The organism is Streptomyces sp. FIT100 (assembly GCF_024584805.1).
GTDB lineage: Bacteria > Actinomycetota > Actinomycetes > Streptomycetales > Streptomycetaceae > Streptomyces.
In genome coordinates this window covers 6,052,337-6,071,992 of record NZ_CP075715.1, presented here as the reverse complement: position 1 = coordinate 6,071,992, position 19,656 = coordinate 6,052,337, and the positions used below count along the sequence as shown (strand labels likewise).

General features: G+C 71.5%; 18 protein-coding genes. 5 read left to right on the top strand and 13 right to left on the bottom strand.

The genetic code is table 11. From position 1 onward, the window contains the following. Positions 1 to 104: 104 nt before the first annotated feature. From KK483_RS27345 to KK483_RS27325, 5 genes are all read right to left on the bottom strand, one after another. Positions 105 to 2,648: a sensor histidine kinase KdpD gene (locus KK483_RS27345; RefSeq protein WP_262007870.1), complete on the bottom strand. Its 2,544-nt coding sequence runs from the start codon at positions 2,646 to 2,648 to the stop codon at positions 105 to 107. Between the two features lie 207 nt (positions 2,649 to 2,855). Continuing rightward, a complete protein-coding gene (locus KK483_RS27340) occupies positions 2,856 to 3,590 on the bottom strand; it encodes an ABC transporter ATP-binding protein (RefSeq protein WP_262007869.1) in 735 nt (244 codons plus the stop codon). A gap of 244 nt (positions 3,591 to 3,834) precedes the next feature. Further along, a complete protein-coding gene (locus KK483_RS27335; protein ID WP_262007868.1) occupies positions 3,835 to 4,605 on the bottom strand; it encodes a DUF3710 domain-containing protein in 771 nt (256 codons plus the stop codon). Between the two features lies 1 nt (position 4,606). Continuing rightward, a complete protein-coding gene (gene dut / locus KK483_RS27330) occupies positions 4,607 to 5,131 on the bottom strand; it encodes a dUTP diphosphatase (RefSeq protein WP_262007867.1) in 525 nt (174 codons plus the stop codon). Further along, the gene (locus tag KK483_RS27325; RefSeq protein ID WP_262007866.1) at positions 5,131 to 5,706 is read right to left on the bottom strand and encodes a PaaI family thioesterase; all 576 of its coding nucleotides are present in this window, start codon (positions 5,704 to 5,706) and stop codon (positions 5,131 to 5,133) included. The genes dut and KK483_RS27325 overlap by 1 nt, the downstream gene beginning before the upstream one ends. A 58-nt stretch (positions 5,707 to 5,764) precedes the next feature. On the opposite strand from KK483_RS27325, the gene KK483_RS27320 reads away from it, so the two are divergent. Continuing rightward, positions 5,765 to 6,259 carry a DUF3093 domain-containing protein gene (locus tag KK483_RS27320; protein WP_262007865.1) on the top strand — a complete coding sequence of 165 codons (495 nt, stop codon included), beginning with the start codon at positions 5,765 to 5,767 and terminating at the stop codon, positions 6,257 to 6,259. 56 nt (positions 6,260 to 6,315) lie between these two features. On the opposite strand, the gene KK483_RS27315 is transcribed toward KK483_RS27320, so the two are convergent. From KK483_RS27315 to KK483_RS27300, 4 genes are all read right to left on the bottom strand, one after another. Beyond that, the gene (locus KK483_RS27315; protein WP_262007864.1) at positions 6,316 to 7,272 is read right to left on the bottom strand and encodes a hypothetical protein; all 957 of its coding nucleotides are present in this window, start codon (positions 7,270 to 7,272) and stop codon (positions 6,316 to 6,318) included. Positions 7,273 to 7,285: 13 nt separating this feature from the next. Continuing rightward, a complete protein-coding gene (locus tag KK483_RS27310; RefSeq protein WP_166632484.1) occupies positions 7,286 to 7,582 on the bottom strand; it encodes a DUF4193 domain-containing protein in 297 nt (98 codons plus the stop codon). Positions 7,583 to 8,041: 459 nt separating this feature from the next. Then, positions 8,042 to 9,268: a HAMP domain-containing sensor histidine kinase gene (locus KK483_RS27305; RefSeq protein WP_262007863.1), complete on the bottom strand. Its 1,227-nt coding sequence runs from the start codon at positions 9,266 to 9,268 to the stop codon at positions 8,042 to 8,044. 4 nt (positions 9,269 to 9,272) lie between these two features. After that, entirely contained in the window at positions 9,273 to 9,926 is a 654-nt protein-coding gene (locus tag KK483_RS27300) for a response regulator transcription factor (RefSeq protein WP_262007862.1), read from the bottom strand. A gap of 341 nt (positions 9,927 to 10,267) precedes the next feature. Here KK483_RS27300 and KK483_RS27295 point away from each other — a divergent pair, with 341 nt between their 5' ends. Then, on the top strand, positions 10,268 to 10,441 hold the full coding sequence (locus tag KK483_RS27295; RefSeq protein WP_262007861.1) for a hypothetical protein: 174 nt from the start codon (positions 10,268 to 10,270) through the stop codon (positions 10,439 to 10,441). A gap of 433 nt (positions 10,442 to 10,874) precedes the next feature. On the opposite strand, the gene KK483_RS27290 is transcribed toward KK483_RS27295, so the two are convergent. Continuing rightward, positions 10,875 to 11,675 (bottom strand): inositol monophosphatase family protein, encoded by an 801-nt coding sequence (locus KK483_RS27290; protein ID WP_262007860.1) that lies wholly within the window; start codon positions 11,673 to 11,675, stop codon positions 10,875 to 10,877. Positions 11,676 to 11,687: 12 nt separating this feature from the next. After that, positions 11,688 to 12,830: a ferrochelatase gene (locus KK483_RS27285; RefSeq protein WP_262007859.1), complete on the bottom strand. Its 1,143-nt coding sequence runs from the start codon at positions 12,828 to 12,830 to the stop codon at positions 11,688 to 11,690. Positions 12,831 to 12,974: 144 nt separating this feature from the next. On the opposite strand from KK483_RS27285, the gene KK483_RS27280 reads away from it, so the two are divergent. Further along, a complete protein-coding gene (locus tag KK483_RS27280) occupies positions 12,975 to 14,225 on the top strand; it encodes an MFS transporter (protein ID WP_262007858.1) in 1,251 nt (416 codons plus the stop codon). Then, entirely contained in the window at positions 14,176 to 15,513 is a 1,338-nt protein-coding gene (locus tag KK483_RS27275) for a D-arabinono-1,4-lactone oxidase (protein WP_262007857.1), read from the top strand. Before KK483_RS27280 ends, KK483_RS27275 begins: the two co-directional genes overlap by 50 nt. Before the next feature lie 59 nt (positions 15,514 to 15,572). Here KK483_RS27275 and KK483_RS27270 read toward each other — a convergent pair whose 3' ends face one another. Then, positions 15,573 to 17,159, bottom strand: coding sequence for an IS1182 family transposase (locus tag KK483_RS27270; RefSeq protein WP_399013025.1), 1,587 nt, complete (start codon positions 17,157 to 17,159; stop codon positions 15,573 to 15,575). 78 nt (positions 17,160 to 17,237) lie between these two features. Beyond that, on the bottom strand, positions 17,238 to 18,050 hold the full coding sequence (locus KK483_RS27265) for a hypothetical protein (protein WP_262007856.1): 813 nt from the start codon (positions 18,048 to 18,050) through the stop codon (positions 17,238 to 17,240). A 487-nt stretch (positions 18,051 to 18,537) separates the two neighbouring features. On the opposite strand from KK483_RS27265, the gene sepH reads away from it, so the two are divergent. Then, positions 18,538 to 19,578: a septation protein SepH gene (gene sepH, locus KK483_RS27260; protein WP_262007855.1), complete on the top strand. Its 1,041-nt coding sequence runs from the start codon at positions 18,538 to 18,540 to the stop codon at positions 19,576 to 19,578. Positions 19,579 to 19,656: the final 78 nt, after the last annotated feature.

Here is a 19,656-nt window from a genome sequence, read left to right as displayed (position 1 = left end):
GGGGCGGTGCAGTGGGTCTGCGTGAAGTGGCTCTGGGATACGGGATACGGGGTGCGCGGCTGCGCGGGCAGGGGGGCGGGTCGTCGGTCGGCCGGGGCGTCGGTTCAGCCGACGGCCCGGGCGGGCACTTCGGGGCCGGCCGGGACCGCTCCCGGCGCGGCCTGGAGGGTGAGGACCATCGTCAGCCCGCCGCCCGGGGTGTCCTCGGCGGACAGTGTGCCGCCCATCGCCTCGACGAAGCCGCGTGCCACGGCGAGGCCGAGGCCCACGCCCGAGCCGCGCGGGGCGTCACCGTACCGCTGGAATGGCTCGAAGATCCGCTCCTTCGCCTCGTCCGGTACGCCGCGGCCGCGGTCCACGACCCGCACCTCGACACGGTCGCCGAGCGTGCTCGCGGAGACCACGACGGGGGTCGAGTCCGGGCTGTACTTGACGGCGTTCTCGACGATGTTGGCGACGGACCGCTCCAGCAGGCCCTTGTCGACGGCGACCATCGGCAGCGTTTCGGGGATGTCGAGCCCGACGGCGGCGTCGGGGACGCCGACCAGCGCCATGGGGACCACCTCGTCGAGGTCGATCCCGCGGATGAGCGGGGTCACGGTGCCGGTCTGCAGCCGGGACATGTCGAGCAGGTTGCCGACGAGGTGGTCGAGGCGGTCGGCGCCGTCCTCGATGCCTTCGAGGAGTTCCGCCCGGTCCTCCTCGGACCATTCGACGTCGTCGGAGCGGAGCGAGGTGACGGCGGCCTTGATGCCCGCGAGCGGGGTGCGCAGATCATGGCTGACGGCGGCGAGCAGCGCGGTGCGTATCCGGTTGCCCTCGGCGAGCTTGCGGGCCTCCTCCGCCTCGTCGACGAGCCGCTGGCGGTCGAGTACGACGGCGGCCTGGGCGGCGAAGGCACCGAGCACCCGGCGGTCCGCGGCCGGAAGGGGGCGCCCCGACAGGGCGAGCGCCATGTGCTCGCCGACCGGCATGTCCACGTCCGCCTCCTCTGGGCGGTCCGCCGGGGCCGGTCCGACGCTGCCCGCGCAGGTCCACGGCTCGACGTCGCTCGCGCGCTCCAGCAGGGCCACGGACTCCATGGAGAAGGTCTCCCGGACCCGGTCCAGCAGCGCGTCCAGGCTCGTCTCGCCGCGCAGCACGCTGCCGGCGAGGAACGACAGGATCTCGGACTCCGCGCGCAGTCTGGCGGCCTGCTGCGTACGGCGCGCGGCGATGTCCACCACGGAGGCGACCGACACCGCGACCGCCACGAAGATCACGATGGCGACGATGTTCTTCGGGTCGGCGATCGTGAACTTGTGCAGCGGCGGGGTGAAGTAGTAGTTCAGCAGGAGTGAGCCGACAGCGGCCGACGCCAGCGCCGGGGACAGCCCGCCGAGCAGCGCCGCGGCCACCGTCAGCGCCAGGAACAGCAGCATGTCGTTGGCGAGGCCGAGGTCCGCGTCGACGTTCGTCAGCAGCAGGGCGAGCAGGGCGGGGCCGGCCACACCGACGAGCCAGCCGGAGATGATCCGGGGACGGCCGAGCCGGGCGCCGTGGACGACGGGCAGCCCGCGTCCCTTGGCGACCTCCTCGTGCGTGACGATGTGGACGTCCAGGTCGGGTCCGGACTCGCGGGCGACGGTGGCGCCGACGCCCGGTCCGAAGATGTACTGCCAGGACTTGCGCCGGCTGGAGCCGAGCACGATCTGAGTGGCGTTGACGCCGCGGGCGAAGTCGAGCAGCGCGGAGGGGATGTCGTCGCCGATGACATGGTGGAACGTTCCGCCGAGGTCCTCGACAAGCGTGCGCTGCACCGCCAGCTCCTTGGGCGACGCCGCGGTCAGCCCGTCGCTGCGGGCGATGTAGACGGCGAGGACCTCACCCCCGGCGCCCTTCTCGGCGAGACGCGCGGCCCTGCGGATGAGGGTGCGCCCCTCGGGACCACCGGTGAGGCCCACCACGATCCGCTCGCGCGAACCCCAGATCTTCGAGACCCGGTGCTCCGTCCGGTACTCCTGGAGGTACTCGTCGACCCGGTCGGCGACCCAGAGCAGGGCCAGCTCGCGCAGGGCGGTGAGGTTTCCTGGCCGGAAATAGTTCGACAGGGCCGCGTCGACCTTGTCGGGCTTGTAGATGTTGCCGTGGGCCATACGGCGGCGCAGCGCCTGGGGCGACATGTCGACAAGCTCGATCTGGTCGGCGCGGCGGACCACCTCGTCGGGCACGGTCTCCCGCTGCCGTACGCCGGTTATCGACTCGACCACGTCGCCGAGCGACTCCAGATGCTGGATGTTGACGGTGGAGACGACGTCGATGCCTGCGGCCAGCAGCTCCTCGACGTCCTGCCACCGCTTGGCGTTGCGTGAACCGGGCACGTTGGTGTGGGCGAGCTCGTCGACGAGGGCGACGGCCGGCTTGCGGGCCAGTACGGCGTCCACGTCCATCTCCATGAAGACGCTGCCGCGGTACTCCATCTCACGCCGCGGGAGCTGCTCCAGGCCGTGCAGCATGACCTCGGTGCGCGGGCGGCCGTGGTGCTCGACGAAGCCGACGACGCAGTCCGTGCCGCGCTCGACGCGCCGGTGCGCCTCGGAGAGCATCGCGTACGTCTTGCCGACGCCCGGTGCCGCGCCCAGGTAGATACGTAGCTTGCCGCGTGCCATGGCCCCATTGTCCTTCAGTCACCGTCCGGTGACGGTGGCCGCGCCCCGTGCGGACGCTCTGTCGAAGCTACAGCCAGCAAATCCGACAAAACGGACACGATGTGGTGGCCAGGGGCGTATTGACGCGATTCTGACGCGCGCCTCCCACTCGGGGGCGGGAGCGAGGGCAAGGGCAAGGCGAGAACGGACACCCCTGCTGCTCGACGATCAGTGCTCGACGATCTCGCCGTCGCTCAGTTCGAGGACCCGGTCGGCGAGACCGAGCAGCTGGGCGTCGTGCGTGGCGACCAGAGCGGTCACCTCCTCGCTGCGGACCACCGCGCGCAGCAGCTCCATCACCGCGAGTCCGGTCTCCGCATCGAGCTGGCCGGTCGGTTCGTCGGCGATCAGCAGGGCCGGACGGTTGGCGAGCGCGCGGGCGATGGCCACGCGCTGCTGCTGTCCGCCCGACAGCTCGCCGGGCCGCTGCGCGGCGTGCTCGGCCAGGCCGACGAGCGAGAGCAGCAGCGCGACCCGCTCCTCGCGCTCGGCCGGGTCGGTCCTGCGCAGCCGCATCGGTACGCCGACGTTCTCGGCGGCGCTGAGGATCGGGATCAGCCCGAAGGACTGGAAGATGAAGCCGATGCGGTCCCGGCGCAGCTCCAGGAGCCCGTCCTCGCCCAGCCCGGCGAGGTCCGTGCCGTCGACCGTGATCCGGCCCTGGTCCGGAGTGTCGAGGCCGCCGACCAGATTGAGCAGCGTGGTCTTGCCGGACCCCGACCGGCCCTTCAGGGCGACGAGCTCACCGCGCGGGACCTGGAAGGACACCCCTCGCAGGGCGTGGACGGCCGCGGCGCCGCCGCCGTACGTGCGGTGGACGTCCTCGACCCGGACCATGGGTCCTGCGGGACGCCCGTCGGCGACGGCGGTGCCTGTGGAGCGTCCGGTCGTGCTCTCGGTCATACGTCCCCCGTCGTGGAGCCGCGCGGGCGCGCGCAGCGCTGCGGGCGCCAGTATGTGCAGGCCGCACTCGATGCGGCAACGCCCGGTGCGGGTCGCGCCACCGGCCTCGTACGGCCCGTGTGCCGCGCGCGCCCTGCACCCCGCACCCCGTATCAGGCACGAGCGCGTACGCCGGTGGGCCGCACCCCGTGACCGGAGTGCGGCCCACCGGGCTCACACGTTCTGTGCCGCTGTGCCGACTGGTTCAGCGGACCTCGGTGATCTCCGGTCCGCGCTGGAGCTGCCCCATCCCGCCGGAGAAGCGGGACGACTCCTGCTCCTCCTGCTGGACGCCCTCGGGCACCATCTGGGCGTCGTTCGGCAGCTTGAGGACGATCGGGTCGCGAGGCGCCATCGGGCCCTCGCCGCGCACCACGACCGTGTCCTTGAAGATCTGCTCCAGCAGCCCGGCGGCCTGCGGCTGCACCGCGCCCTGCCCGGAGATCACTCCGCGCAGGAACCAGCGCGGCCCGTCGACGCCGACGAAGCGCACCAGCTGTACGCCGCCGGTGCCGTCCGGCAGCTGGACCGGGACCTGGGCGCGCAGCTCCCAGCCCAGCGGGCCCTCGACCTCGTCGATGACGCCGCCCTGCTGGGTGATGCCGGAGGCGATCTCCTCGCGGACCTCGCCCCAGATGCCTTCCTTCTTGGGCGCGGCGAACGCCTGCAGCTGGATCGCACTGTCCCGCAGCACGACCGTCGAGGCGACGATCGCGTCGCCGGCGACCTCCACGCGCAGTTCCATGCCCTCGACTCCGGGCACGAAGAGTCCGCCCAGGTCCACTCGGCCCTCACCGGGCTTGGAGACCTCGGAGACGTCCCACGGGCCGTCGGGCCTGGGCGCCGGCGGGAGGTTCACCCGGCGCGGCGCGTCCTGCTCCGCCGCCGTGTCCTCCGTGTCGAGCTCGTCGACGACCTGCTCGGCCTCGCCCGCCACGTCATCGGCGGTACCGCTCTTCTTGCGACGTCCGAACACGTCACTGTCCTTCCCGGTCGGATACGACCGAAGCGTATCGATTCCCACCCTGTGCGCCCACGGCCGAGTCGCCCACTGCGGCATGACCGCCGGTGGACCCGAAGCCCCCCTCGGCCCGAGCCGAGCCGGGAAGCTCCGCCACCTCGTGGAAGCGCACCTTCTCGACCTGCTGGACGACCAGTTGAGCAATCCGGTCGAACCGCTCGAACCGCACGCTCTCGCGCGGGTCCAGATTGACCACGATCACCTTGATCTCCCCACGGTACCCGGCATCCACCGTCCCTGGGGCATTCACGAGGGCGACTCCGCAGCGGGCCGCCAGACCGGAACGGGGATGCACGAACGCCGCATACCCGTCGGGGAGCGCGATCGACACTCCGGTGGGCAGAACGGCCCGTTCGCCGGGGGCGAGCTCGGCGGCCTCGGTGGTCACCAGATCGGCACCGGCATCGCCAGGATGTCCGTATGCCGGAAGTGGCACCTCCGGGTCCAGGCGCCGGATCAGTACGTCGACGGGGGTGCGCATCAGGGGTTCACCTCGAAGGCGCGGGCGCGCCTGACCTGGTCGGGGTCGGCCATGGCGGCCCGGATCTCCGCCGGGCGGCCGTTGTCGATGAAGTGGTCGACCTTGACCTCGATGAAGAGGGCCTCGGCGCGCACGGCGACCGGGCCGTCGGGGCCGCCGATCCGGCCGGTCGCCCTGGAGTAGATCTTGCGGCCGCTGACCGCGGTGACCTCGGCCTCCAGGAACAGCACCGTGTCCACCGGCACGGGGCGCACGAAGTCGGTCTCCAGCCGTCCGGTCACCGCGATCACGCGCAGCAGCCAGTTCAGCGAGCCGAGCGTCTCGTCCAGCGCCGTGGCCAGTACGCCGCCGTGGGCGAGACCCGGCGCCCCCTGGTGGGCGGCGGTGACGGTGAACTCGGCGGTGAGACTCACACCCTCGCCGGCCCGTGCCTCCAGGTGCAGCCCGTGGGGCTGTTCGCCGCCGCAGCCGAAGCAGTGCTCGTAGTGGGCGCCGAGGAGCTCGCCTGGGGCGGGCGCGTCGGGGTGCCGTACCGGCGGTAGGGCGCCGGCCGGAGGGGTCAGTGCAGTACTCACAGGCGCAGACCTTACCCGCGCGGCCTGCGGCAGGTCGCGCCGTGCCAAGCTTGGTTCCATGCCGTCCTCCGCCACGCCTCCCGCGACGCCCAACGGCCAGCCGTCCGCGCTGCGCTACGACGAACGTCTCACCGCTCCGCGCTCCTGGTGGCTGATCGCCGTCATGGTCGCGCTCTCCGGCGGTCTGGTGCTGCTTCCGCTGGGCACGGTGGCGATGCTCGCCGGGCTGATCGGCGCGGGCGCACTGGCGGCGGTCGCGGTCAGCGCGTACGGCTCGGCGCGGATCAGGGTGGTCGCGGACTCCCTGGTCGCCGGTGACGCCCGCATCCCGGTCTCGGCACTCGGCGCGCCCGAGGTCCTGGCCCCCGAGGAGGCGCGCGCCTGGCGCTCTTACAAGGCCGACCCGCGCGCCTACATGCTCCTGCGCAGCTACGTACCGACGGCGCTGCGTGTGCCGGTCACGGACCCGCAGGACCCGACCCCGTACGTCTACGTCTCGACCCGCGACCCGCGGTCGCTGGCGGCGGCGCTGGAGGCCGTGCGGGCCGGTTAGTCCGGGGCGGCACGGGGCCGGTCGACACCGGGGCGGCGCGGAACGGCCACGGGGTGTCAGCGGCCCAGGTACTTGCGGGCCTCGGGCGGAACCTCCGGCGGCAGCTCGCCCTTGGGCTTCTCCAGGCCGGGCAGCTCGGGCAGCGCGTCCCAGGGCACCTGGTGACGGCGCAGATCCTCGCGGATGCGCTTGGCGAGCTTCCTGGTGTCCCGCCGGTTCATCAGGGCGCCGACGGCGGCGCCGACCATGAACGGCATCAGGGTCGGCATGTTGCGGACCGTGCGCTTCATGATCTGCTGGCGCAGCTCGCGTTTCATGTGGCCGCCGAGTGCCGCGTTGATCGTCACCGGTTTCTTCACGTCGATGCCGCGCTCGTCCGACCAGGAGCTCAGATACGCGGTGCCCCGCTCGGTGAGATTGCCGGGCGGCCGGAGGCCGTAGACCTCGTGCAGCTCGGCGATGAGCTTGAGCTCGATCGCGCCGACGCCGATGATCTCCGTGGCCAGCTCGGCGGGCATCGCCGGCGGGACGGGCAGCATGGCCGCCGCGCCGACGCCGGCGCCGACGGTCGAGCTGGCGTTGGCGGCGCCCGCGACGAGCTTGTCGGCGATCTCCTCGGGGCCGAGGCCCGGGAAGTGCCGGCGCAGCGTCTCGAGGTCGCGGACCGGGATGCGCGGAGCGATGTCGATCATCCGGTCGGCCACGAATCCGAGCGCCGCCTTGGCGGCGTCGCCGCTCTTGCGCACGCCGTGCAGCACCTTGTCCCGGCGCCGGGCCCTGGTCGGGGACCCCGGCCGGGTCTCTTCCTCGAGCGAGGCCGGGAGGCCCCGCTCGTCGTCACGTGCGTCGCCGGGCAGGGTCGGCCGGCCGGCGTGCCCCTGCTCGGATCCGTCCGGCACCTCTGCGCCGTCCCACGGCGCGGAGCCGCCCTGGGGCGCCTCCGGCTCCGGGGAACCCTTCCGCCGGAACCCCAGCTTCCTGGAGCGCTTCCCGGGCGGTGTCTCGCCTGCCACGGCCGGCCGGACCTCAGTCGCAGTCGCGGCAGATCGGCTGGCCGTTCTTCTCGCGGGCCAGCTGGCTGCGGTGGTGCACGAGGAAGCAGCTCATGCAGGTGAACTCGTCGGCCTGCTTGGGCAGCACCCGGACGGCCAGCTCCTCGTTCGAGAGGTCGGCCCCGGGCAGCTCCAGACCTTCGGCGGCCTCGAACTCGTCGACGTCGACGGTCGACGTCGTCTTGTCGTTCCGACGAGCCTTGAGCTCTTCGATGCTGTCCTCGTTGAGGTCGTCATCGGTCTTGCGTGGGGTGTCGTAATCCGTTGCCATGTCGCTCTCCCCCTCTGGGTGTCTGCGGTGTCTCCAGCGCACGTAACGCGTGAGAGGCCGGACTTGTGCCCGACCCGAGGCGGAGATTTTGCCTCACATCAAGGTCTGTTACTCAATCGACACCCAACCGGACCCCTCAAGAGTGATCGGGTTGGATGGCGATCGGGACCGTACACGGTCCGAATGTCGCACTGCACGGGCGCCACCCCGTGTACTTCCCGTGATTCGGACCCCTGAAAACCCGGACTTTTACCGGCGTTCCGCAGGATTTCCGATCACGGAGAGTAGATGGCCGGAAATTCGCTCCTGTGATCGATCACACAGAGGATTCACGGGCGCGAGTCCCGAAAATTCCGCGTAAAGCGAACAGAGAAGTTTTTTCGGCCGAAGGCTGCCGACGGCTGCCGACGGCTTCGCTGCCGTGTCCCCCGGTCACCCGTCGTAGCACGTCGTACGACGTCAGACGGGCAGGAAGACACGCATCACGAGACCGCCGCCCTCGCGCGGCTCCGCGATGATACGGCCACCATGGGCGCGCGCGACGGATCGGGCGATCGACAGGCCGAGCCCGACGCCCTTGTCGCTGCCGGTCCGCTCCTGGCGCAGCCGCCGGAACGGCTCGAAGAGATTGTCGATCTCGTACGCCGGGACCACCGGGCCCGTGTTGGACACCACCAGCACCGCCTGCCCGTGCGAGAGCTCGGTGGTGACCTCCACCCAGCCGCCCTCCCGCACGTTGTAGCGCACGGCGTTCTGGACCAGGTTCAGGGCGATCCGCTCCAGCAGGACGCCGTTGCCCTGGACGACGACGGGGGCACGCCTGCCGCGGAACTCCACGCCCTTGGCCTCCGCCTCACTGCGGGCCTGGTCGACGGCGCGGGTGGCGACCTCGGCGAGGTCGACCGGTTTGCGCTCGACGATCTGGTTCTCGCTGCGGGCGAGCAGCAGGAGGCCCTCCACGAGCTGCTCGCTGCGCTCATTGGTGGCGAGCAGGGTCTTGCCGAGCTGCCGCAGCTCGTCGGGGGCGCCGGGGTCGGAGAGATGCACCTCCAGGAGCGTGCGGTTGATCGCCAGCGGCGTACGCAGCTCGTGCGAGGCGTTGGCCACGAACCGCTGCTGCGCCGTGAAGGCCCGCTCCAGCCGCTCCAGCATCTCGTCGAAGGTGTCGGCGAGCTCCTTCAGCTCGTCGTCGGGGCCGTCCAGCTCGATCCGCCGGGAGAGGTCGGAGCCGACCACGCGGCGCGCGGTGCGGGTGATCTGTCCGAGCGGGGAGAGGACGCGGCCCGCCATGGCGTAGCCGAAGGCGAACGCGATGACGCTGAGGCCGACGAGGGCGAAGAGGGAGCGGGTGAGCAGCTCGTCCAGGGCGTGCTGGCGCTGCTCGTTCACGCAGGAGTTCATCGCCTCGTTGAACTGGGCGGGCGGCGCCTTGTCCGGGAAGTTGCACACCTCGCTGGTCACACTGCCGTCGACGATCTTGAACGGCAGCTGGCTGCCCACCTGCACGGCCTGGGCGGCGAGCAGATAGATGATCGAGAGCAGCAGGATCCCGGCGATCAGGAACATGCCGCCGTAGAGCAGCGTGAGCCGTATCCGGATGGTGGGCCTGAACCAGGGCCGCACCGGCTCGCCGGGGGCCCAGGTGGGTTTCGGGGGCGCCTGAGGGGGCGCGGGTGCCGCGGCCACGGGATCAGATCCGGTAGCCGGAGCCGGGGACCGTCACGATGACGGGCGGCTCACCGAGTTTGCGACGCAGGGTCATGACCGTGACCCGTACGACGTTGGTGAACGGGTCCGTGTTCTCGTCCCATGCCTTCTCCAGCAGTTGCTCGGCCGAGACGACCGCGCCCTCGCTGCGCATGAGGACCTCCAGCACGGCGAACTCCTTCGGGGCGAGCTGGACCTCCTTGCCCTCGCGGAAGACCTCGCGGCGGTTCGGGTCCAGCTTGATGCCGGCGCGCTCGAGGACGGGCGGCAGCGGCACGGTCGTACGCCGGCCGAGCGCCCGCACGCGGGCGGTGAGCTCGGTGAAGGCGAACGGCTTCGGAAGGTAGTCGTCCGCACCGAGCTCCAGGCCCTCGACGCGGTCGCTGACGTCACCGGAGGCGGTGAGCATCAGGACGCGCGTGGGCATGCCCAGTTCGACGATCCTGCGGCAGACGTCGTCGCCGTGGACGAACGGGAGGTCGCGGTCGAGTACGACCACGTCGTAGTCGTTGACCCCGATGCGCTCCAGGGCGGCGGCGCCGTCGTACACGACGTCGACCGCCATGGCCTCCCGGCGCAGCCCGGTGGCCACCGCATCGGCGAGCAGTTGCTCGTCCTCGACGACGAGTACGCGCACGTGGTTGATCCTTCCTCTGGGACCCGTCCCGCTGCCGCCGTGATCAGGGCAGCCGTGTCGTACGGGCCGGCACCGACTGTGTGTCTCCATCCTGCCCCTTACGCGCGTAAACCGGATGTAAGGCGGATGCAGGCCTCCTGGGGGCACCGGGAATTGAATGGATTGCCGCTCGAGTTGAGGTTTCTCTGAGGGTGTGCCTGGGGAGGACGACTGCACACCCGCGATCACGCCATGTATGTGGCACGCCACAGCCCGCTCTCTGTCCCCCAGAGAGGGAGCGTGATCAACCCGCCGTAGGCACACCCCGTGTGCCACCGACCCACGACGAGGGGGCGCAAACCATGGACGCATTCACCGCAGGTCTTCTGCAGCGCATCAAGGCCACGGAAACCGACCTCACGAGGGCTCGCGAAACGGGCGACGACTTCCTGGCGGATGTCGAGCAGGCCGAGCTGGACGACCTGCGTCGCCTTGCCGCCGAGCACGGCGTGGAAGTCGGCGCCGCGAGCGCCTGACCACCTCCGGAAGGGCCCGCCGCCACCCTGTGGCGCCGGGCCCTTCCGCATGCCCGGAGCGCCCGGGGCACGCCGCTGGGTGCAAGAAGCCTGGCTTCCGCGCAGCGGGACGCATACCCGCGGACAGGTGGAGGATCCACGGTCCGCAGTCGGCGACCACCCCGGGGCGGGGCCGTGCAGGGCTACCCCGTACGGGCGGCGGCCTGCGCCGGTGCACAACCCGGCAGAGCTGCGCGCCGCCGCCGAGACGTCGAGCCCGGAGGGGCCCCGCCCCCGCCCCCCACCGGCGGCAGCCGCACCACGCCCGCCCGGCACGGGCAACCGGGCCGACCAGTCACCGGCCGACCGGGCCCGGGGCCGACCGGGGTGCTGGGCACGCGGAGTGCCGGGCACGTGGGGCCGAGCCGCACCCCCCGGGCCCCGCCCCGCAGGGTCAGTCGTGCCAGGCGCCGAAATCGTCCAGGAGCCGCTGGAGCGGCTCGAAGACGCCCGGGGACGCCGCGATCGTCAGATCGCCGGACGGCGGCTCGCCGGGGCGCGCGCCGGTGAGGGCGCCTGCCTCGCGGGCGATGAGGTCACCCGCGGCGAGGTCCCACGGGTGCAGACCCCGCTCGTAGTAGCCGTCGAGCCGGCCTGCCGCGACATCGCACAGGTCGACGGCGGCCGAGCCGCCGCGCCGGATGTCCCGGAGGCGCGGGATCAGCCGCTGCGCGACGTCCGCCTGGTGGCTGCGGACGGACTGCACATAGTTGAAACCGGTCGAGACCAGCGCCTGGTCCAGCGGCGGCGCGGGCCGGCAGCGCAGCCGCCGGTCCCCGCAGAACGCGCCGCCGCCGAGCACCGCGTGGTACGTCTCGCCCCGCATCGGCACCACGACGACCCCGGCGACCGTCTCGCCGTCCCGTTCGGCCGCGATGGACACCGCCCATGTGGGCAGCCCGTAAAGGTAGTTCACGGTGCCGTCGAGCGGATCGATCACCCACCGGACACCGCTGGTGCCCTCCGCCGACGCGCCCTCCTCGCCGAGGAAGCCGTCGTCCGGCCGGGCGTCCGACAGGAAGCCGGTGATCAGTTTCTCCGCGGCGATGTCCATCTCGGTGACGACGTCGATCGGACTGGACTTGGTCGCCGCCACGGCCAGATCGTCCGGCCTGCCGTCACGCAGCAGCGCCCCGGCCCTGCCGCCGGCTTCCAGGGCCAGGGACAGCAGCTCACCCAACAGCGGGTCGGTCATGGGAAGGACTCCTCAGGCGTACGGACTGTCGGCGCCCGCCGCGGCGGGCCGCTCGCTGCGGGCCGGGCAGCAGCCGATCGGACACAGGTCGTGCGAGGGCCCGAGCGCCCCCAGCGCACACCGCTCGACGACGGCGCCACGCTCGGTCGCGGCGCGCTCCAGGACCAGCTCCCGCACCGCCGCCGCGAACCGCGGGTCCGCGCCCACCGTCGCGGAGCGCCGCACCGGCAGCCCCAGCTCGGCGGCCTTGGCGGCGGCCTCCGTGTCCAGGTCGTACAGGACCTCCATGTGGTCCGACACGAAGCCGATCGGCACCATCACGACCGCCGGGACCCCTGCCCCGTGCAGCTCCTCCAGGTGGTCGCAGATGTCCGGCTCCAGCCAGGGGATGTGCGGGGCCCCGCTGCGCGACTGGTAGACGAGCTGCCAGGGGTGCTCGGTCCCCGTCTCCTCCCGCACGGCCCGGGCGATGACCCGTGCGACGTCGAGGTGCTGCTTCACGTACGCCCCGCCCTCGCCGTGCTCCGCGACGGGACCCGAGGCGTCGGCGGCGTCGTCCGGGATGGAGTGGGTGGTGAAGGCGAGGTGCGCCCCGGCCCGCACCTCTGCGGGCAGGTCCGCGAGGGACTTCAGCACGCCCTCGACCATGGGCCCGACGAATCCGGGGTGGTTGAAGTAGTGCCGCAGCTTGTCGACGCGCGGCAGCGGGAGCCCTTCGGCCTCCAGGACGGAGAGCGCGTCGGCGAGATTCTCCCGGTACTGCCTGCAGCCCGAGTACGAGGCGTAGGCGCTGGTCGCGAGGACCGCGACGCGGCGGCGCCCGTCGAGCACCATCTCCCGCAGGGTGTCGGTGAGATACGGCGTCCAGTTCCGGTTGCCCCAGTAGACCGGCAGCTCGAGACCGGCGCCCGCGAAGTCCTTCCGGAGGGCTTCGAGCAGGGCCCGGTTCTGGTCGTTGATCGGGCTGACCCCGCCGAACAGGAAGTAGTGCCGGCCGACCTCTTTCAGCCGCTCTTTGGGGATGCCCCGGCCCCGCGTCACGTTCTCCAGGAACGGAACCACATCGTCCGGGCCTTCGGGTCCGCCGAAGGAGAGCAGCAGCAGGGCGTCATAGGGAGCTGGGTCGCACGGAGCGGGATCGAGCTGTTCGGCCATGGTGCGATCCTCCCACCCGCCGCTGACAGGCAGGAAACCGCACTGGAGTAAGGGTTGCCTAACCCGTAAGCTGTACGCGCACGTCACACGCCTTACGGAGCGCTCTTCCGCGCCCGCGCCACATGGATCTACGGAGCGCCCCCCTTGGCCAGTCCCTACCGCGCGATATTCGCCGCGCCCGGCACCCTCGCGTTCACCGCAGCGGGCTTCTTCGGCCGGATGCCGCTGTCCATGATGGGCATCGGCATCGTGACCATGATTTCCCAGCTGACGGGCCGCTACGGCCTGGCCGGCGCGCTCTCCGCGACGCTCGCGCTCTCGGCGGCGGTGCTCGGCCCCCAGGTCTCCCGGCTGGTCGACCGGCACGGTCAGCGCAGGGTGATGCGGCCGGCGCTGCTGGTGTCGGTGGCAGCGGTCTCGGGGCTGCTCGTCTGCGCGCAGCAGGGCGCCCCGGACTGGACGCTGTTCGCGTTCACCGCCTGTGCGGGCTGCATCCCGGCCGTCGGCGCGATGACCAGGGCGCGCTGGGCGGAGATCTACCGGGGCTCGCCGCGCGAGCTGCACACCGCGTACGCATTCGAGTCGATCGCCGACGAGGTGTGCTTCATCGTGGGCCCGATCATCTCGATCGGGCTGTCGACGATCTGGTTCCCGGAGGCGGGGCCGCTGATCGCCACCGCGTTCCTCGTCGTCGGCGTGGTGTGGCTGACGGCACAGCGCGCCACCGAGCCCGTGCCGCACCCGCGCGAGCAGCACACGAGCGGCTCGGCGCTCCGCTCCCCCGGTCTGCAGGTCCTGGTGGCGACGTTCGTGGCGACGGGAGCGATCTTCGGTGCGGTGGACGTGGTGACGGTCGCCTTCGCCGAGGAGCAGGGCCACAAGGCGGCCGCGAGCCTGGTCCTCGCGGTGTACGCGCTGGGCTCCTGCCTCGCCGGAGCGGTCTTCGGGCTGCTCCATCTCAAGGGCGAGGCGTCGCGCAGGTGGGTCCTGGGTGTCTGTGCGATGGCCGTGAGTATGATCCCCCTCCAACTGGCCGGGAACCTGCCGATCCTGGCCGTGGCGCTCTTCGTCGCCGGCCTGGCCATCGCACCGACGATGGTGACGACCATGGCCCTTGTCGAAGCGCACGTACCGCGCACCAAGCTGACCGAGGGCATGACCTGGACGGGTACCGGGCTCGCGGTCGGCGTGGCGCTCGGCTCGTCGGCCGCCGGCTGGGTGGTGGACGCGCACGGCGCCGGTGCGGCGTACGCGGTGCCCGCGGTGGCGGGAGCGCTCGCGGCGGTCGTGGCGTTCCTGGGGTACCGCCGGCTGCGCAGGCCGGTGCCGACGCGGGAGGGGCAGGATGACGGGCACATCCAGGACCAGCACCAGGGCGGGGAACGCGTGGCGTAACTGGGCGGGTACGGTGTCCGCCCGTCCGATGCGGGAGGTGTTCCCCGCCAGCGCCGGTGAACTGGCCGACGCCGTACGCCGCGCGGCCGAGGACGGCCTGCGGGTGAAGACGGTCGGCACGGGGCACTCGTTCACGTCGATCGCCGCGACCGACGGCGTCCTGATCCGCCCGGACCTGCTCACCGGCATCCGCGAGATCGACCGTACGGCGATGACGGTGACCGTCGAGGCGGGCACACCCCTGAAGCGGCTCAACGCCGCGCTCGCCCGCGAGGACCTGTCGCTCACGAACATGGGCGACATCATGGAGCAGACCGCCGCGGGCGCGACCAGCACCGGGACGCACGGCACCGGCCGCGACTCGGGCTCGATCGCCGCGCAGATCAGGGGCCTTGAGCTGATCACGGCGGACGGCTCGCTGCTGCGCTGCTCCGAGAAGGGGACCGCCGAGGAACGCGAGGTCTTCGCGGCGGCCCGGATCGGCCTGGGCGCACTGGGGGTCATCAGCGCGATCACCTTCGCCGTGGAGCCGCTGTTCCTGCTCTCGGCCCGCGAGGAGCCGATGCCGTTCGACCGGGTCATGGCCGAGTTCGACCAGCTGCACGCGGAGAACGAGCACTTCGAGTTCTACTGGTTCCCCCACACGGGCAACTGCAACACCAAGCGCAACAACCGCAGCACCGGTCCCCTCGCCCCGCCCGGGTCGGTCAGCGGCTGGATCGAGGACGAGCTGCTCTCCAACGGTCTTTTCCAGGTGGTCAATTCGGTCGGCCGTGCGGTGCCGGCCTCGATCCCCGCGATCGCGCGGCTCTCCAGCCGCGCGCTCTCCGCCCGCACGTACACGGATATTCCCTACAAGGTCTTCACAAGTCCCCGCAGGGTGCGCTTCGTCGAGATGGAATACGCGCTTCCGAGGGAGGCCGCGGTCGGCGCGCTGCGCGAACTGAAGACGATGATCGAGCGCTCGCCGCTGCGGATCAGTTTCCCGGTCGAGGTGCGGACCGCCCCTGCGGACGACATCACACTGTCGACGGCCTCGGGCCGCGAGAGCGCGTACATCGCGGTGCACATGTACAAAGGGACGCCGTACCGCTCGTACTTCACCGCGGTCGAGCGGATCATGACCGCGCATGAGGGGCGTCCGCACTGGGGCAAGGTGCACACACGCGACGCGGAGTACTTCGATCGGGTGTATCCGCGCTTCGGCGAGTTCACGGCACTGCGCGACCGGCTCGATCCCGATCGGGTGTTCGGGAACGACTACCTGCGGCGGGTGCTGGGGGCCTAGAAGGCTGCTGAAAATCTTGGTTGAGGGGCTGCTCGGCTGTGGGCCGGGCGGCTCTTTCGTTATGCGGTGGCCGGGGTGAGGTGCCAGTTGCCGTTGGCTCGGGTGAGTCCGAGGTTGATCAGTCGGCGGAGGTTGAGGGCGGCAGCGCGGTGATGGAGCCAGATGTTGTTGGCGATGACGCCCCGGTGCGGGACGCGGCGGTTGCCTTTGGCGACCAGCCAGGCGATGGCGCGTTCAACTGGTGGCCGCCATCTGCGGTATTCGTCCTGCCAGGCCACATCGGTGGCAGCCTGTGTCCGGGCGGTGGCCAGCAGTTCGTGCTTGGGGTGGACGTTGAGGGTGCGTCCGGTCTTGGATGTGGTGCAGCGTCCGCGCAGCGGGCAGTCGGTGCAGAGGCGTTTGAATTGGGCGGTGCGGGCACCGTCTGCTTTGACCTGTCCGAGGTTGGCGGTGTGGCCGGCCGGGCAGGTCGCGGTGCCGGCCGCTGTGTCGATGTGGAAGTCGTCGATGGTGAAGCCGCCGGGGACGGCCTGCCGCAGCGGTGGCGGCTTGATCACCAGGGTGTGGCCGTCGGCCTGCAACTGTGCGCGCAGATGGCCGGTGCCGTAGGCGGAATCGCCGAGCACGGTTAACTCCTGGCCCTCGTCCTCGTCGGCCAGCAGATCGCAGGCGACAGCGGCCTCGTGGTTGTCGGGGCCGTTGCCGCTGGTGAGGGCAACCGCGGTGAACAGTCCAGTCTCCGGCTCGACGGACGCATGTCCTTTGAAGCCGTCCTGGTGGCGGGTTCGGTTCTTGTGGATGTGCCGTGCGTCGGGATCGACGGTGGACACCGTCCGGTCCGCCACCGTGCGCTTCGCGATGCGCCAGCGGCCGTCACGCCCGTCGGAGTCATCGGCCGGCTCCACGTCCTGGCCCGCGACCAGGGCCAGCAAACCGACCGCGTTCGCCGCCCTCTCGCCGAGTTCCTGTTCAGGCAGGCGTCCGAGCAGGTTGAGGGCGTCGGCGACCAGCGCGTCGACCAACGCGGCACGCGCTTGCTCGTCGTCCCAGGCGATCCTCGGCTTGCCCGGGTCGGTGTAATCGTGCGCCGTGCACCACTGCTCCACGGTCTCCCCGCCTCCGGGGACCTCGCGGATTACCCGGCGGACCGCGGAGATGATCTGGGTAACGGTGTCCTGGGTGGCCACCGCGTCATCGAGCACGGTGGAGTCCAGAGCCCGCCGCTGCTTGCCCTTGAGCACGCCGGTCGCGGCCACGACCTCTTTGACCTTGGTGAAGATCCGCGTCGGATCGGCCGAGTGACGCAGTCGGCGCCGGAAGTACGTCAGCAGCGACGGGTCGAACGCCGTGTCATACAGGCCGAGCCCGCAGGCCGCCTTCCATCGCAGGTCACACCGCAGTTCCTGGACCGTCTCGAAGTCCGACAACCCGTACAGACTCTGCAGCACCACGGTCGCGGCCAGCACCTGCGGTGGCAGGCTCGGACGGCCGTTGGGCGAGGGATACATGTCGGCGAACATCCCTGGCTCGAACAGCACCTCACGATGCTCGGCCAGGAACGCGAACACAGTCCCCACCGGGATCAACTCCCGGCAGGTCTCCCACACATCCGGCCCGACCATCTCCCCGGCCCATTCCCCCTGCATGCCTACAAGACTGGCCCCGACTCCACCGAGCCGGGGCCAGAACACGAGATTTTCAGCAGCCTTCTAGGGGGACACCTCCTAGGGGGTGTCCGCGTCGTTATCCGCCGCGTCCTCGCGGGCGGGCGGAGTCGGCGTGGATGTGGCGGGCGGCGTGGGTGTGGACGTCGGCGTCGCGGCTTCGCCGTCGGAGGACGACGTTGTCCCGGACGGCGGCTCGGTGGCACCGCCGCCGTCGCCCCGGCCGTCACCCTGGCCGCCGTCCGACTCCCCTCCGGTGCCCGTACCCCCGCCCGTTCCGGGATCCGTGTCCTTGCCGGCGGACCCTTGACCGCCTTCTTCGCCGTCGGGGCTCTGGCCGACGGAGCCGCCGCCCGGTGTGCGGTTCGGCTCGTCGACCTGGTCCTCCTGCGGGTTCGTCCCGGACGGCGAGGAGTCACCGCCGCCCCCGCCCCCGCCCCCGCGTACGACCGAGCCGACCGTCGTCCCCGTGCCACCGCTCAGATCCCTGCCGGAGGCGAGCTCGTACGCCGTGATACCGGCCATCGCCACGGCGAAGACGACGGCGGCCGCGAGAGCGGACCGCTTCCATCCGCGGACGCGCGTGCCGTACGTCGTGGACTCGCCGAACTCCCCTTCGGTGGACGCCTCCTGCGGCGTACGCGCCGCAGGATCGCGCGACTGCGCGGCGACGCGGAGCTGTTGGCCCGTGCGCCGGAACAACTGCTGGAGAACCGGGCCGCCACAGGTCACGACGATGCTGACCACGCCCGCGCCGATGAACGTTCCGTAGACACCGAGCTGCGAGGCGAGCACCGCCGCCGCGACCGCCGCGAGCGCGCTGCCCGCAACCTGGGGAAGGCTCAGATCGAGCCGCTGCTCCTTTTGCTGCATCTCCTGCCCCTGTTTGCCTACTTGTCCAGCCATGCACCAGGAAGGGACATATAGGCAAAGCGAATAGTTCCGATTCAGGGGATTCTGTGAAGCTTGACACTCCCCGATGGTGGGTACAGGCGTCCAACTCCCACCCCCCACGAGAAGTTCGGCGGCGCGCCGGTCCACCCCCGTGGCCCGAATGGAGTACTGTGGCGAGCCCTGGGACCGGCCTCCCTCACGGGTGTCCGGACTACGGGAGGGGGCCGAAAGCGGCACTCGAACCGGCGGCGCCGCGGCACCGCACGGGCGCCTGCTGCACAGCGTGACGAAGCTCGTCACGCTGCGTTGCAAACAGGTAACCGTGCCATAACGGCGATCCAGGGCCCATGCCCGACACGCCGGGCAACTCGGCAAGGTTGTGGCAGGCTGCACCCGGGCAGGCCACACTCGACTAGCGGAAGCAGCGACGCACGTGACGTCGGCAGGCACCACCCGGGAGGTCCCCATGCCCGAACTGCGTGTCGTGGCCGTCTCCAACGACGGCACACGACTGGTGCTGAAGGCTGCGGACAGCACGGAGTACACGCTTCCGATTGACGAGCGGCTGCGCGCTGCCGTGCGCAATGACCGTGCCCGCCTCGGCCAGATCGAGATCGAGGTGGAGAGCCACCTCCGCCCCCGCGACATCCAGGCACGTATACGGGCAGGCGCCTCCGCCGAGGAGGTCGCGCAGCTCGCCGGGATCCCCGTCGACCGGGTGCGGCGCTTCGAGGGCCCGGTGCTCGCGGAGCGGGCGTTCATGGCCGAGCGTGCGCGCAAGACTCCCGTACGGCGCCCCGGCGAGAACGCGGGCCCGCAGCTCGGCGAGGCGGTGCAGGAGCGGCTGCTGCTGCGCGGCGCCGAGAAGGACACCGTCCAGTGGGACTCCTGGCGCCGCGACGACGGCACCTGGGAGGTACTGCTGGTCTACCGGGTGGCGGGCGAGCCGCACTCGGCGAGCTGGACGTACGACCCGCCGCGGCGGCTCGTGCAGGCCGTCGACGACGAGGCACGCGCGCTGATCGGTGAGACCGACGACGCCATCGCCGTCGCGCAGGAGCCGAGCTTCCCGTTCGTTCCGAGGATCGCGCGGCTGCCGCGCGACCGCCCGCTCGACCGGGCGGCCCTGCCGGCGCCCGCCCCGCCTCCGGCTGCGGAGACCGACGAGAGCGAGCGGGACTCGCTGACCAGCCTGCTGGAGGCGGTGCCGAGCTTCCGTGGCGACATGGTCGTCCCGGAGCGGCCCGCTCCGGTGGACCCGCCGGCCACCTCCGAGCCGGCGCAGGAGCCCGACGCCGAGGAGCCCCCGGCCCCTGCGGCATCGGCGGGCGCCGGATCCGCGTACGCCGATGTCCTCATGCCGCGCTCGGTCAGCGGCCACCGCGACCGGCTCGTCGGCACGACGGACCGCCAGGCCGAGGCGGACGGGGTGCGGCCCGGGCGGCGTGCGGCGGTGCCGAGCTGGGACGAGATCGTGTTCGGGACGCGCCGCAAGAAGCAGGACTGACGCGCTCTGCTCGCACAGCACGACGGGCTCGTACGGGATTTCCGTACGAGCCCGTCGTGCTGTGCGGGCCCGTCGTGC